The organism is Herbaspirillum sp. LeCh32-8 (assembly GCF_017814915.1).
Taxonomy (GTDB): domain Bacteria; phylum Pseudomonadota; class Gammaproteobacteria; order Burkholderiales; family Burkholderiaceae_D; genus Herbaspirillum.
Window position 1 is genome coordinate 199,272 of the sequence record NZ_JAGIPZ010000002.1, and the last position, 13,433, is coordinate 212,704.

10 protein-coding genes and 1 other RNA gene are annotated in these 13,433 nt (G+C 64.4%); 6 read left to right on the plus strand and 5 right to left on the minus strand.

The genetic code is table 11. From position 1 onward, the window contains the following. Window positions 1–423 precede the first annotated feature (423 nt). A complete protein-coding gene (gene ubiD / locus J8I26_RS06055; protein ID WP_209605158.1) occupies window positions 424–1,908 on the plus strand; it encodes a 4-hydroxy-3-polyprenylbenzoate decarboxylase in 1,485 nt (494 codons plus the stop codon). A 133-nt stretch (window positions 1,909–2,041) separates the two neighbouring features. Continuing rightward, window positions 2,042–2,140, plus strand: an RNA gene (gene ffs, locus J8I26_RS06060) — signal recognition particle sRNA small type. A gap of 90 nt (window positions 2,141–2,230) precedes the next feature. Here ffs and J8I26_RS06065 read toward each other — a convergent pair. After that, window positions 2,231–4,039: a glucokinase gene (locus tag J8I26_RS06065; protein WP_209605160.1), complete on the minus strand. Its 1,809-nt coding sequence runs from the start codon at window positions 4,037–4,039 to the stop codon at window positions 2,231–2,233. Between the two features lie 231 nt (window positions 4,040–4,270). Next, the gene (locus J8I26_RS06070) at window positions 4,271–6,088 is read right to left on the minus strand and encodes a tetratricopeptide repeat protein (RefSeq protein ID WP_209605162.1); all 1,818 of its coding nucleotides are present in this window, start codon (window positions 6,086–6,088) and stop codon (window positions 4,271–4,273) included. A 314-nt stretch (window positions 6,089–6,402) separates the two neighbouring features. Between J8I26_RS06070 and J8I26_RS06075 the strand changes: the two genes are divergently transcribed. Both J8I26_RS06075 and J8I26_RS06080 read left to right on the plus strand, forming a co-directional pair. Next, window positions 6,403–7,086, plus strand: a complete 684-nt coding sequence (locus tag J8I26_RS06075; protein ID WP_209605164.1) for a fumarylacetoacetate hydrolase family protein — start codon at window positions 6,403–6,405, stop codon at window positions 7,084–7,086. Window positions 7,087–7,480: 394 nt separating this feature from the next. After that, window positions 7,481–8,938: a DEAD/DEAH box helicase gene (locus J8I26_RS06080; RefSeq protein ID WP_209605165.1), complete on the plus strand. Its 1,458-nt coding sequence runs from the start codon at window positions 7,481–7,483 to the stop codon at window positions 8,936–8,938. A 65-nt stretch (window positions 8,939–9,003) separates the two neighbouring features. On the opposite strand, the gene gluQRS is transcribed toward J8I26_RS06080, so the two are convergent. Further along, entirely contained in the window at window positions 9,004–9,894 is an 891-nt protein-coding gene (gene gluQRS, locus J8I26_RS06085) for a tRNA glutamyl-Q(34) synthetase GluQRS (protein ID WP_209605168.1), read from the minus strand. Continuing rightward, on the minus strand, window positions 9,891–10,829 hold the full coding sequence (locus J8I26_RS06090) for a LysR substrate-binding domain-containing protein (RefSeq protein ID WP_209605169.1): 939 nt from the start codon (window positions 10,827–10,829) through the stop codon (window positions 9,891–9,893). Before J8I26_RS06090 ends, gluQRS begins: the two co-directional genes overlap by 4 nt. Before the next feature lie 150 nt (window positions 10,830–10,979). Between J8I26_RS06090 and J8I26_RS06095 the strand changes: the two genes are divergently transcribed. Together J8I26_RS06095 and J8I26_RS06100 are read left to right on the plus strand one after the other, a co-directional pair. Then, window positions 10,980–11,681: a pirin family protein gene (locus tag J8I26_RS06095; protein ID WP_209605171.1), complete on the plus strand. Its 702-nt coding sequence runs from the start codon at window positions 10,980–10,982 to the stop codon at window positions 11,679–11,681. A gap of 97 nt (window positions 11,682–11,778) precedes the next feature. After that, window positions 11,779–12,354, plus strand: a complete 576-nt coding sequence (locus tag J8I26_RS06100) for an NAD(P)H-dependent oxidoreductase (protein WP_209605173.1) — start codon at window positions 11,779–11,781, stop codon at window positions 12,352–12,354. A gap of 160 nt (window positions 12,355–12,514) precedes the next feature. Here the strand turns inward: J8I26_RS06100 and J8I26_RS06105 are convergent, their stop codons facing one another. Further along, window positions 12,515–13,396, minus strand: coding sequence for a sulfurtransferase (locus tag J8I26_RS06105; protein WP_209605175.1), 882 nt, complete (start codon window positions 13,394–13,396; stop codon window positions 12,515–12,517). Window positions 13,397–13,433: the final 37 nt, after the last annotated feature.

Sequence of the window (13,433 nt, forward strand, 5' to 3'; positions counted from 1 at the left end):
CCAAGAAGTGAAGACCGGGTTGCTGGACTGACATCGCTGCAATCTATTACGTTACCGTCGCAAGGCGTTACGGCAAGGCCATCCGCGAGGCCTGCTGGCCATGCCGTCGGATGACAGTGTTTCGGGGAGTAAGGCTGACGCCTTGGATGCACTTCTTGAGTTGCTGGGACCCCGTGTCCCTGGATACCTTGCGGCTTGTTATGGTTATTTCAAGCCTCGATGAGCTCCGTGAAGCTCGTCCCCTTCGATCAGGGTGCGCGCATTGTAGAAGCCACTTTATATCGAGTCAATACTATTTAGATCGATCTTTATAACTTTTGTGTCTCATTTTGGTCGTGGCCTTTCTTCAAAAATCAATAGAATCAAGCGTTTGCCGGGGATACCTGATCCGGCTGTGATGCAAAAAGAAATTTGTTAAAAAGTATGAAATACACGGATTTGCGCGATTTTATTTCTCAGTTGCAACAAAAGGGTGAGCTGAAGCGCGTATCCATCCCGGTTTCTTCTCATCTGGAGATGACCGAGATCTGCGATCGCACCCTCCGGGCAGAAGGTCCGGCGCTCCTTTTTGAGCGCGTCGACGAGAAAAATATCCCGGTTCTGGCGAATCTTTTCGGCACTCCGCGCCGAGTCGCGCTGGGCATGGGCGCTGAAGATATCGGCGAGCTGCGCCGCATCGGCCACCTGTTGGCAAAGCTGAAAGAGCCGGAGCCGCCCAAGGGTATCAAGGACGTGCTGGGCCTGGGATCGATGGTCAAGTCGCTGTGGGATATGGCGCCCAAGGAGCGCAGTTCGGCGCCGTGCCAGGAGGTAGTGTGGGAAGGCAAGGATGTCGACTTGTCGCGTCTGCCGATTCAGCATTGCTGGCCGGGCGACATCGCGCCTCTTATTACATGGGGCCTGGTGATCACCAAGGGGCCGAACAAGAAGCGCCAGAACCTGGGCATCTATCGCCAGCAAGTGCTGGGCCCGAACAAGGTCATCATGCGCTGGCTTGCGCATCGCGGCGGCGCGCTGGATTTCCGCGAGCACTGCATTGCCAACCCGGGCCAGCCGTATCCGGTGGCCGTGGCCCTGGGCGCTGACCCCGCTACTATATTAGGCGCGGTGACGCCGGTGCCGGACAGCCTGTCGGAGTATCAGTTCGCCGGCCTCCTGCGCGGCAGCCGCACCGAACTGGTCAAGGCCATGGGCAGCGAGCTGCGAGTGCCGGCTTCGGCCGAAATCGTGCTGGAAGGGCATATCTACCCGGATGAAAATCATCCGTCCGGTTACGAGCATGCGCTGGAAGGTCCCTATGGCGACCACACCGGTTACTACAACGAGCAGGACTGGTTCCCGGTGTTCACCATCGACCGCATCACCATGCGGCGCGACCCGATCTACCACTCGACTTACACCGGCAAACCGCCGGACGAGCCGGCGGTGCTGGGCGTGGCGCTGAACGAAGTGTTCGTGCCGCTGCTGCAGAAGCAGTTCTCCGAGATCACCGATTTCTACTTGCCGCCGGAAGGCTGCAGCTATCGCATGGCGGTGGTGCAGATGAAGAAGTCCTACGCCGGCCACGCCAAGCGCGTGATGTTCGGGGTGTGGAGTTTCCTGCGTCAGTTCATGTACACCAAGTTCATCGTGGTGGTGGATGAGGATGTCGACATCCGCGACTGGAAGGAAGTGATCTGGGCCATCACCACGCGTGTGGATCCGGTGCGCGATACGGTCCTGGTGGACAACACGCCGATCGACTATCTCGACTTCGCCTCGCCCATCAGCGGCCTGGGCAGCAAGATGGGCATCGACGCCACCAACAAGTGGCCGGGCGAAACCAACCGCGAATGGGGCACCCCGATCGCGATGAGCGACGACGTGAAAAAGCGTGTCGACGACATCTGGCAACAGCTGGGCATCTGAGTTAGCGTCGCCTGTTCAGGGCAAAAAAAGCCGCGCAAATTGTATAAACAATTGCGCGGCTTTTTCATTGTCGGGCGGATCGGTTTTTGAATTCGCTGGCAGGGTGGGGCCGAAGTGCGGTACAATTCGCGCCGGCGGGCCCCTGCGCATTGTGGCATGGTCAACCTGGTCAGGTCGGGAACGAAGCAGCCACAGCCATTTCCCGCAAGTGCCGCAGACAAGGCTCGCCTCTATTTTCTTTCTTCCGAAGTTCTCGCAAGAATTCCCCCGCATTGCCTGTAGTTCCCGCATGCCCGCATCCCGTATTGCCCGCGGCATCCGTTCAGGCTTTCGCCTCGCGCGACAGCGACAGGCTCACCACCAGCATATCCACCACCAGCAAGAACAGCGTGCGCGAGAGCATCGGCATCTGGGTCGCCGCATCTTCGTCATGCTCCACCGCCAGCGCGTGATGCGCGCGTCGGGCCAGCTGCGATTGCGCCGGCGCCAGCGCTACCACGGTAGCGCCTGATGCCAGCGCCAGCTCCATCGTGCGCGACAGGTGGCCCAGCTTGCCGGAGTCCGAAATGAACAGCGCCAGGTCGCCCGCCTTCAGGCGCGAGGCCGACACTTCCTGTAATTGCGGATCGACGTAGGCGCCGCAGGCCATGCCCAGGCTGAACAGTTTTTGCTGCGCATCCTCGGCCACAGTGCCGCAGCTGCCGAAGCCGTAGAGCTCCACGCGCGCGGCCCGGCGCAGCTCTTCCACCACCCGCGCCAGCGTGTCGGCGTTGATGGTGTCGCGCAGCTCCATGATGGCGGCGATGGTGTTGTCGGCCACCTTGGCCGCGAGATCCAGCGGCGCATCGTCCTCTTGTACCGGGCTATGCGACACCGGCAGATTGCCGGTCACGCCGGAGGCCAGCTTCAACTTGAAGTCGGCCAGTCCCTCGCAGCCCAGCGTGCGGCAAAAGCGAATCACCGTCGGCTGGCTGACCTGGGCGCGCCGCGCGATTTCGGAGATCGGCTCGGCCGACACCACGCGTGGATGCGCCAGCACCAGCGCCGCCACGCGCTCCTCGGCCGGAGAGAAGGCGGGACGCAGGCGGCGGATGCGCTCCAGGATGGGCACGCCGCCGGCGCTGCCCAGCTTTTCGTCCAGAATGGCGGACACGCCGATGAAGGCCGGATACTCGGCGGTGATCACATAGGTGGGGATCTTCTTGGTCAGCGCCGACATGCGGCCCTTGTTCTCAAAGCGCGCGCGGAAGGGCGAGTGCGCAAAGTATTCGCCCAGGTGCGGCACCACGCCGCCGCCGATATAGATGCCGCCGCGCGAGCCGAGCGTCAGGGCGAGGTCGGCTGCGACCGTGCCCAGCATGCTGCAGAAGAGATCGATGCTTTCCTTGCACAGCGCATCGTCGTGCTTGAGGCCGCGCTCGACGATCTGCGCGGCCTTCAGCTCTTGCGCCGGGTGGCCGTCGATGGCCAGCAGGGCGCGGTGAATCATTTCCAGCCCGGGGCCGGAAACCAGCCGCTCGGCCGACAGATGTTCATAGGTCTGCCAGCCGTATTGCAGCACCGCCGCCTCGCGCGCATCTGCCGGAGCGAAAGCCACGTGGCCGCCTTCGCTGGCCAGCGGCAGCCAACGACCGTCGCCATACACCAAGCCACCCACGCCCAGCCCGGTGCCGGCGCCGACAAGTCCGATCGGCTGTTGCGGCTCGGCTTCGCCGCCGCCGATCTGCCACAGGTTGGCGGGTTTGAGCTGCGGTACCGCCATCGACAGCGCCGTGAAGTCGTTGACCACCAGCAGCGTCTCCAGGCCCAGCAGCTGGCGCGAGGCCTCGATCGAGAAGGCCCAGTCGTGGTTGGTCATCTTGATCTGGTCGCCCTGCACCGGATTGGCGATGGCGACCACCGCGTGCCGCACCGGCGGTTGTCCGGCCTGTTGCAGGTAGGCCTGCACGGCGTCGGTGAATTGCTTGTAGTCGGCCGCGGCGAGCGTCTTGATCTGTTCGATCCGACCCGGACCCGGTTCCAGCGCGAAGCGCGCATTGGTGCCGCCGATGTCGGCCAGCAGACGTGGGCCGTCGGCATGATCGGCGCCGCCGGTGTGAATGGTCGAGCTGTTGAGTTCTCCGGTCTGCATGCCTGTTGTCCTTTTATCGTTGCCGGCCGTCGCCGCGTGGCGCGGCCGGCCGTGTTGTAGTCAGGGATGGGCGGATTGGTGAAGCTTCCCTACATGCTATGAGGCAGTCGGGCGGGCCAGGTTCCGGCGTGATGCGCCATGGATGAGCTTGGCGGTCCCGGCAATCGCCGGCGCCGGGCAAAAAAAACGGATTGCCCGGGCGGGGCAATCCGTTTGCTCAGCCGTGCAGGCTTACTCGCCGGCCAGGTGTGCCGCCAGCGCCTCGCGCATCTGCGCCACGACCTCGCTCCAGTCGCCCGGTGCGCTTTGGCGGAAGATCGTGAAGTTCTGGTACCACGGCGTGTCGGTGCGTTCCAGCTGCCAGCGCCAGCAGGTGTTGAAGCGGTTGAGCAGCCAGACCGGCTTGCCGATGGCGCCGGCCAGGTGGCACACCGCTGTATCGACGGTGATCACCAGGTCAAGGTTGGCGATCAGGCCGGCCGTCTCGGAGAAGTCGCGCAGCTCGGACGAATGGTCCTTCACATAGGCGGCCAGCGGATGGCGTTGCAGCTGGCCGGCGGCCTTGTCGCCCACTTGCAGCGAATAGAATTCCACGCCGCCCTGGTCGCGCGCCAGTTCGACCAGCGGCGCCAGCGTCTCGAAGTCGGTGGAGCGCAGCGAGTCGATGCGGTTGGCGGCGGGATTGTTGGCGCGCGGGTTGCCCGACCACACCAGGCCCACACGCAGCGCACGGTTTTGCGGCAGGCGGCGATACCATTCAGCCCACTTCTTGGGTTCGGCCGCCAGATAGGGCGCGCGCGGGATGTCGTCTTCGCTGGTCATGCCGCAGGCCAGCGGCAGGCTCATCATCGGGCAGTGGTAATCGAACTGCGGGCGCGGGAAGTCCTTGCTCGAGATCACCTGGTACACGCCGGGCAGATTGGCCATCAGGCTCTTGAGCTCGGGTTGCACTTCCAGGATCACCCGTGCGCCCTGGTCGGCCAGGATGGGGGCGAAGCGGGCGAACTGCAGGGTGTCGCCATAGCCTTGTTCGGCGTGCAGCAGGATCGCCTTGCCTTGCAGCGGCTCCTTGCCCAGCCAGAGCGGTTGCGGGAAGCGGCGCTCGTAGTCGCGCATCTGTTCGGTGGACCAGCGCCATTCGTACTTTTGCCAGCCGCTGGCGAAGTCGCCCATCAGCAGTTGCGTGAGGCCTTCGTTCCAGTGCGGCGAAGCCGAGTCCGGGTCGAGCTGCTGCGCGCGCTGGTAGCTGGCGATGGCCTCGTCGAAGCGTTGCAGCGCTTCCAGCGTCGAGCCGCGGTTGAACCACAGGTCGGAAGAAGTATCGTCCAGCGCGGCGGCGCGCTCGTAGCTTTCCAGCGCCTCTTCGGAGCGCTTCAGCAGGAACAGGGTATAGCCGCGGTTGCTCAGCGCCTGGGCAAAGTCGGGCGCGATCGTCAACGCCTGGTCATAGGCCTGCAGCGCCTGCTCGAGTTGCTCGTCGTCCTTGAGCGTGTTGCCCAGGTTGAACCAGGCCTCGGCGAAGTCCGGGCGCAGCTCGGTTGCCGAGAGGTAGCTGTTGGCGGCGTCGTGATAGTTGCGTTGCTGGTGCTCGGCATTGCCGCGCTGGAACCAGGCGTCGGCATTGTCGGGGGCGATAGCCAACGCCTGTTGGTAGCTTTCCAGCGCAGCCGGGATGCGGCCGACGGCGCGCAGGCTGTTGCCGCGCAGGACCATGGCATCGGCAAAATCGGGCTTGAGCGCGAGCAGGCGCTCCAGGGTGGCGATGGCTTCCTGGTGGCGCTCCAGGTGCTGCAGCGCGGTAGCGTGGTCGAAGTAGGTGTCCACGTGCGCGGGATTGAGCTCGATGGCGCGGCCCAGCTGCTCGGCGGCGTCTTCCCATTTCTCCTGATGCAGCTTGAGCATGCCGTACAGGTAGTTCGTCTCGAAGTGCTCAGGCGCCTTGGCCAGCGCCTTCTTGTAGAGATCTTCGGCGGGCGCCATCTGGCCCTTCTGGTGCAGTGCCAGTGCCTGTTGCAACAGGACTTGGGCGGCGTTTGCTTGCGGAGGCATGGATATCGTGTTCTTGGTCTGGGGCAATGTGAATGCAGCATGCCCGGCCTGGCCGGAGGGGCTGCGCGTTGTGCTGACGCAAGTGTCCCAAATTCGCGCCCTTTTATCCAGCGGATTACAGGCGGAATTGCCGCCTATATCTCGGCCCGTGCGCAGCGCAAGGCGGCATGGTAGGTGCCAAGCGGGCAAACGGCTTTTCTTTTAAACTTGTCCGCTGCGCAAGAGCCGTCGTCACGGCTGCATTAAGGACTGCCGTCCGGCGCACAAGAAAAACGGCCGGCCGACCGGCCTTCATCCACTACGGAGTCTTCCCGATGAGTTTCGCCATTCCTGCCCCCGCCCAGTCCACCGTTGCCGTCGTGGGCGGCGATCCCTTCCCGGTTCGCCGCATCTATTGCGTGGGCCGTAACTATGCAGCCCACGCCCGCGAGATGGGCCACGATCCCGACCGTGAACCGCCGTTCTTCTTCACCAAGCCGGCCGACGCCGTCGTGCCGACCGACTCGGTGGTGCCGTATCCGGCCGCCACGGCCGACTACCATCACGAGATCGAAATGGTGGTGGCGCTCAAGGGCGGCGGCCGCGACATCCCGGTGGAAAAGGCGCTGGAGCTGGTCTACGGCTATGCCGTCGGCCTCGACATGACCCGCCGCGACATCCAGGCGCAGGCCAAGAAGATGGGCCGCCCCTGGGACATGGCCAAGGGCTTCGACCAGTCGGCGCCGTGCGCGCCCATCGTGCCGGTGGCCCAATCCGGCCATCCCGACAAGGGGGCGGTCTGGCTCAAGGTCAACGGCGAACTGCGCCAGCAGGGCGACCTGTCGGACCTGATCTGGAGCGTGGCCGAGACCATCTCCTATCTGTCCGGCCTGGTGGAGCTGTTCCCAGGCGACCTGATCTTCAGCGGCACGCCGGAAGGCGTGGGCGCCGTGGTCAAGGGCGACAAGCTGCAGGGCCATGTCGACGGCCTGCCGGACATCAACATCACCATCGGCTGATCGGGCGTTCCCGGTCGCCCGGGCCGGCGCCGCATCGCAGGAAGCGGCGCTGGCATCGATGATCAAAATGCAACGTTTGGCGTTCAAACGGCCCGATTTTGGCCGCATTTGTCGCCTGCGGCCTGGCCCGGACACCAAACTGTCATGAAGCCCGGTGCGATGCGGCGTATAATAGCTGGCTTCCGGGCAATGGCAGGAGCTGGCCCGGTCAGCATCTGTAGCATCATCCGAAGCGGGCGGCCGCGCAGACCGGGCCGATTTCCGCGTATGACCTCGCGTGATACTTCACGTAATACTTCAACACTGAAAGCAACTGAACCTGTGCGCATGCACCCCATGCACCGGAGCCGCCGTAGCGGTTGCCGCGGCGCTGTCGCACCGTTCGTAATACACCATGTCCGACACCACGTCCGCGTCCGCAGCACCGGCTGCACCCGCCGTCCGCTTTGAAGATTTCGGCCTCTCGCCCGACATCCTGAAGGCGCTGGCCGAGCAAGGCTACGTTCATCCCACCCCCATTCAGGCTCAGGCCATTCCTGTGGTCCTGCAAGGGCGTGATGTAATGGGCGCCGCGCAGACCGGTACCGGCAAGACCGCCGGCTTCTCGCTGCCGATCATCCAGCGTCTGCTGGCGCATGCCAGCCACAGCGCCTCGCCCGCGCGTCACCCGGTGCGCGCGCTGATCCTGACGCCGACCCGCGAGCTGGCCGACCAGGTTGCCGACAACGTCAAGGCCTACTCGCGCTTCACCCCGCTGCGCGCCACCGTGGTGTTCGGCGGCGTCGACATGGCGCCGCAGACTGCGGCGTTGCGCGCCGGCGTCGAGATCGTGATCGCCACCCCGGGCCGTCTGCTGGACCACGTGCAGCAAAAGACCGTGAACCTGGGCCAGACCCAGATCCTGGTGATGGACGAGGCCGACCGTATGCTGGACATGGGCTTTCTGCCCGACCTGCAGCGCATCATCAACCTGCTGCCCAAGCAGCGCCAGAACCTGATGTTCTCGGCCACCTTCTCGCCCGAGATCAAGAAGCTGGCCGCCAGCTTCCAGAACAACCCGGTCACCATCGAAGTGGCGCGCAGCAACGCCACCGCCGAGACCGTGACCCAGACCATCTACAAGGTCGACGAGTCGGCCAAGGCCGATGCCGTCAGCTACATCATCCGCCAGCGCGAGTTGAAGCAGGTGATCGTCTTCTCCAACACCAAGATCGGCGCCTCGCGCCTGGCGCGTACGCTGGTCAATGAAGGCGTCAAGGCTTCCGCCATTCACGGCGACAAGACCCAGGGCGAGCGCATGGCGGCGCTGGAGTCGTTCAAGCAGGGCCAGATCGAAGTGCTGGTGGCCACCGACGTCGCCGCGCGCGGCCTGGACATCGCCGAGCTGCCCTGTGTCATCAACTACGACCTGCCGTACAACGCCGAAGACTACGTGCACCGCATCGGCCGTACCGGCCGCGCCGGCGCCTCGGGCGACGCCATCTCCCTGTTCTGCGACAAGGACGAGCGCTTGCTGGTCGATATCGAAAAGCTGATCAAGAAGAAGTTCGAGCGCGCCGAGCTGACCGGCTTTGCGCCGCGCGCGCGGTATGAACGTGCCGAGCGCTCGGAGCGTTCCGAGCGCGGCGGCCGCGGCGAGCGCACCGAACGTGCTGATCGCGGCGGCGAACGTAGCAGCCGCAGCCGTGATGGCGGCGCGTCGCCGTCGCGTCGCGAGAAGGTGGACCCGTGGTTCCTGAAGCCCTACGAGGCCAGCACCGAAGAGGTCGTGTCCACCAAGCCGGAACTACCCAAGTCCAATCGCCCCAAGCCCAAGGTGGCGGCGCTGCTGGGCGGTATGCCCAAGCGCTGACCGGCGCCATTCCGGTTGCAAAAAAAAAGCCCGCATCGTGCGGGCTTTTTTCATGCGCGAGCGGCTCAGGGCCTGGGGCCGAAGCGTGCGTTCCAGCCGGCCAGTGCCAGCGTCCAAAACGCCTCGCGGTCGCGCGCGGCCTGCGTTTCCAGCCCGAGGAAGCCGGCCGCGCGCTGCAATTCTTCCAGCGGCCGGGCCAGATCCAGCGCCTGCGCGCCGTTCTGCTTGGAAAATTTCTCGCCCACCTCGTTCATCAGCAAAGGCAGGTGCAGATAGCGCGGCGTCGGGTAATCCAGCTGGCCCTGCAGATAAATCTGGCGCGCGGTCGAGTCCAGCAGATCGGCGCCGCGCACGACATCGGTCACGCCTTGCTCGGCATCGTCCACCACCACCGCCAGTTGATAGGCCCAGAAACCGTCGGCTCGCTGCAGCACGAAGTCGCCTACGTCGGTGGCCAGGTGCTGCGACTGCCGGCCCAGCCAGCGATCGTCGAAGCGTACCAGTTCACCGGCCTGGCCGGCGTCGGGCACGCGCAGGCGTAGCGTGCGCGCCACTTTTCCCGGCGCCAGGCCATGGCGGCAGGTGCCGGGGTAAAGGGCGGCGCCGTCGCTGGCGGTACCCACGCGCGAATCGGCAATTTCCTTGCGGCTGCAGCCGCAAGGGTAGGCCAGTGCGCCGAGCCGGTCGCGCGCCAGCTGGTAGCGGTCCTTGCGCCGGCTTTGCACCAGCACCGGGCCGTCGGAGGGCATGTCCAGCGCCGCCAGGGTGTCGATGATGTCGTCGGCGGCGCCTGCCACGGTGCGGGTCTCGTCAATGTCTTCGATGCGCAGCAGCCAGCGCCCGCCATGCACGCGCGCGTCCAGGAAGCTGGCCAGCGCCGCCACCAGCGAACCCGCATGCAGCGGGCCGGAAGGCGAGGGCGCGAAGCGGCCGATGTAGCCGGTGACGGTCGTCATGCCTTGCTGCGGGCCGCCACCGGGCCGATCAGCGACTGCCGCACCTCGGGTCGCGCCAGGTAATTGATGAACCACTTGAGCGACTTGCCCTGTTCCGCCTTGGGCCACGCGACCATGAAGTTGTCGTTGGGTTTGGCGGCCAGCGTCTGCTTTTCCACCAGCGCGCCGCTGGCCAGATGCGGTTCGGCCCAGATGCGCGGCAGGTGGCCGCAGCCCAGGCCCGCCAGCTGGGCGTCCAGCTTGTCGGCCACGGTGGCTACCGTCAGGGTTTCCTGGCCGGACAGCAGTCCCATGGTCAGCGTCGGCAGCGATTGGCTGTTGTCGCCCACCGCGATCGCGCGGTGACTGCGCACCAGCTCGGCCGACAACGGTTCGGCGGCCTGCGCCAATGGGTGTTTGGGCGAGACCACGAACACCCAGTCCACCGTCCCCAGCTCCTGCATCTGGAAGCGTCCGCTGGTGCGCACCACCTCCGGGCCGTCGAGGGTGACGCCCACGACCAGGTCGGCGCGTCCCTCGATCAGCTTTTCCCAGGCGCCGGTCAGCACGCCGGGCGTGAAGCGCAGCCGCGTGCCCGACTGTTCGCGGTCGAAGGCTTCGATGATGGGCACCATCTTGTCGAAGGGAATCAGGCTGTTCAGGACGATGTGCAGCTCGGTCTCGCGGCCGGTGGCGGTGCGCTTGACGCGTTGCTCCAGGTCGCTGGCGGCCAGCAACAGGTGGCGTCCCTCCTGCAGCAGCTGCAGGCCGGCCGGGGTCAGCTGGGCGCGGTGACCGCGGCGGTCGAACAGCAATACGTCGAGGTCGTCCTCCAGCTTGCGCACGCTGTAGGTCAGTGCCGAGGGTACGCGGTCCAGCGCCACGGCGGCAGCGGCGAAGCTGCCTTTGCGGTCGATCATGTCGAGGATCAGCAGCGATTCCAGGGTCAGGTTCACGTCGGGTCCACTTGTTTAAAATTTTTGAATAATCCCTACGGATTTTAGACCTTATCTGAGGAAAAGATAGTGCCTATAGTGACGACATCGACAAACAATTTGTACGAATCGATCCAGAAACGTACGTCACTTGAAGAAAGAGGTGTTGACATGATGCAACTGCGCAAAGCGAACGATCGTGGCCACGCCAACCATGGTTGGCTGGATTCCTTCCACAGCTTCTCCTTCGCTGATTACCACGACCCGCAGCACATGGGCTTCGGTCCGCTGCGCGTGATCAACGAAGACCGCGTGGCCGCCGGCCAGGGCTTCGGCACCCACGGCCACCGCGACATGGAGATCATCTCCTATGTGCTGGAAGGCGAACTGGCCCACAAGGACAGCATGGGCAACGGCAGCGTGATCCGCCCGGGTGACGTGCAGCGCATGAGCGCCGGCACCGGCGTGCGCCACTCCGAGTACAACCACTCGCAGGACGGCACCACGCACTTCCTGCAGATCTGGATCATGCCCGACCAGGCCGGTGCCGAGCCGGGCTATCAGGAAGCGCACTTCACCGCCGCCGACAAGGACGGCAAGCTGCGCCTGGTGGCCTCCAAGGACGGCCGTGACGGTTCGGTCAGCATGAACCAGGACGCCCAGCTCTACGCCGGCCTGTTCGACGGCGAGCAAAGCGCCAGCTACACGCTGCCGCAAGGCCGCCTGGGTTATGTGCACGTGGCCCGCGGCAAGGTCACCGTCAATGGCCAGGCGCTGGAAAGCGGCGACGCCGTGAAGCTGTCCGCGATCGACAAGGTCGAGATCAGCGGCGGCGAAAAGGCTGAAGTGCTGCTGTTCGACCTGCCGCACTAAGCCGTTGAAGACGTATTGAAGTTGTTGCAACACCCGCCGGTACCGATCACACCGGCGGTCTTTCTCCATCCACACTCTCTAGAGAAAAGGAATCACCATGAGCAAAGTCGCCATCGTCTACCACTCCGGTTACGGTCACACCAAGAAGCAGGCTGAAGCCGTGCAAGCCGGCGCGGCCGCCGTCGCCGGCGCCACCGTCGACCTGATCGCCATCAACGCCGAAGGCAACATCACCGACGCCGAGTGGGCCACGCTGGACGCCGCCGACGCCATCATCTTCGGCTCGCCGACCTACATGGGCACCGTGTCCTGGCAGTTCAAGAAGTTCGCCGATGCCACCTCCAAGCCCTGGTTCAGCCAGAAGTGGAAAGACAAGATCGGCGCCGGTTTCACCAACTCGGCGACCATGAACGGCGACAAGCTGTCGACCCTGCACTACCTGTTCACGCTGGGCATGCAGCACAGCATGGTGTGGGTGGGCACCGGCCTGATGCCGGCCAACAGTAAGGCCGCGCAACGCAACGACATCAACTTCGTCGGTTCCTTCTCGGGCCTGATGGCGCAAAGCCCGTCGGACTCCTCGCCGGAAGAAGGCCCGCTGCCGGGCGATCTGGAAACCGCCAAGCTGTTCGGCGCACGCGTGGCCGAGACTGCCGCCAAGTTCCGCAAGTAATCTGCTGCAGGCGCGCATGAAAAAAGCCCACCGGAAGGTGGGCTTTTTTTATTGTCGCGAGGCGCGGCGAACGATGAGCGATGAACGACACTGGGTCCCTGCGAACGCAGGGATCCGGCGTCGTTGAACCGAGGTAAAAAAGCGCGAAGAGCCAGCCGGCTCAGGCTTGCGCCGAGACACCCTCGGCCGCGGCGCGTTGCCTGGGCGCGCAGTGCGGGCACGATTTGCCCGGCACGTAGTCGGGCGACAGCTGCTCGCGCGGCGACACCACGGCGCGGCAGGCGAAGCATTGCGCGGTCTGGCTTTCCTTCAGGTCGGGGCTCAGCGCGGTGCGGTAGTCGAACACGAAGCAGTCGCCGCTGTAATGCGCGCCGCCGACTTCTTCAAAATACTTGAGGATGCCGCCTTCGAGCTGGTAGACGCTGTCGTAGCCGATGTTTTGCATGTGGATCGCGGCCTTCTCGCAGCGGATGCCTCCGGTGCAGAAGGTCACCACGGTCTTGCCCTCGAAATCGGCCTTGTGGTCTTCGATCACCTGGGGAAACTCGGTGAACTTGCTGATGCGGTAGTCGACCGTATTGTCGAAGGTGCCCACATCGACCTCGAAGCCGTTGCGGGTGTCCACCATCACCACCGGCTTGCCGGCATCGTCATGGCCCTGGTCCAGCCAGCGCTTCAGATCCTTGGGCTCGACGAAAGGCGCGCGGCCGTCTTCCGGCTTGATCAGCGGATGCTTCATCGTGATGATCTCGGCCTTGAGCTTGACCAGCATGCGGGTGAAGGGCTGCTTCTCGGAGAAGCTTTCCTTGACGATGATGTCGGTGAAGCGGGCATCGGCGCGCAGCCAGGTCAGGTAGGCGTCGATCTCGTGGCGCAGCCCGGCCAGGAACATGTTGATGCCCTCGGGCGTGAGCAGGATGGTGCCGCGCAGGTTGTTTTTTTGGCAAATCTCCAGAAATTCGGCGCGCTTCTCGGCGGTGTCGTCGAAGCTGATGAATTTGTAGGCGGCGATATTGACGTAAGGTGTATCCGGGGACTGCATGATTCTTTGCTCTAAGTCTTTGAATTGTCAGCATTAT

What these genes read in the sequence shown, in the direction of transcription:
- ubiD (WP_209605158.1), top strand. Translation starts at nt 424, where the DNA reads ATGAAATACACGGATTTGCGCGATTTTATTTCTCAGTTGCAACAAAAG.
- J8I26_RS06065 (WP_209605160.1), bottom strand. Translation starts at nt 4,039, where the DNA reads ATGCAGACCGGAGAACTCAACAGCTCGACCATTCACACCGGCGGCGCC.
- J8I26_RS06070 (WP_209605162.1), bottom strand. Translation starts at nt 6,088, where the DNA reads ATGCCTCCGCAAGCAAACGCCGCCCAAGTCCTGTTGCAACAGGCACTG.
- J8I26_RS06075 (WP_209605164.1), top strand. Translation starts at nt 6,403, where the DNA reads ATGAGTTTCGCCATTCCTGCCCCCGCCCAGTCCACCGTTGCCGTCGTG.
- J8I26_RS06080 (WP_209605165.1), top strand. Translation starts at nt 7,481, where the DNA reads ATGTCCGACACCACGTCCGCGTCCGCAGCACCGGCTGCACCCGCCGTC.
- gluQRS (WP_209605168.1), bottom strand. Translation starts at nt 9,894, where the DNA reads ATGACGACCGTCACCGGCTACATCGGCCGCTTCGCGCCCTCGCCTTCC.
- J8I26_RS06095 (WP_209605171.1), top strand. Translation starts at nt 10,980, where the DNA reads ATGATGCAACTGCGCAAAGCGAACGATCGTGGCCACGCCAACCATGGT.
- J8I26_RS06100 (WP_209605173.1), top strand. Translation starts at nt 11,779, where the DNA reads ATGAGCAAAGTCGCCATCGTCTACCACTCCGGTTACGGTCACACCAAG.
- J8I26_RS06105 (WP_209605175.1), bottom strand. Translation starts at nt 13,396, where the DNA reads ATGCAGTCCCCGGATACACCTTACGTCAATATCGCCGCCTACAAATTC.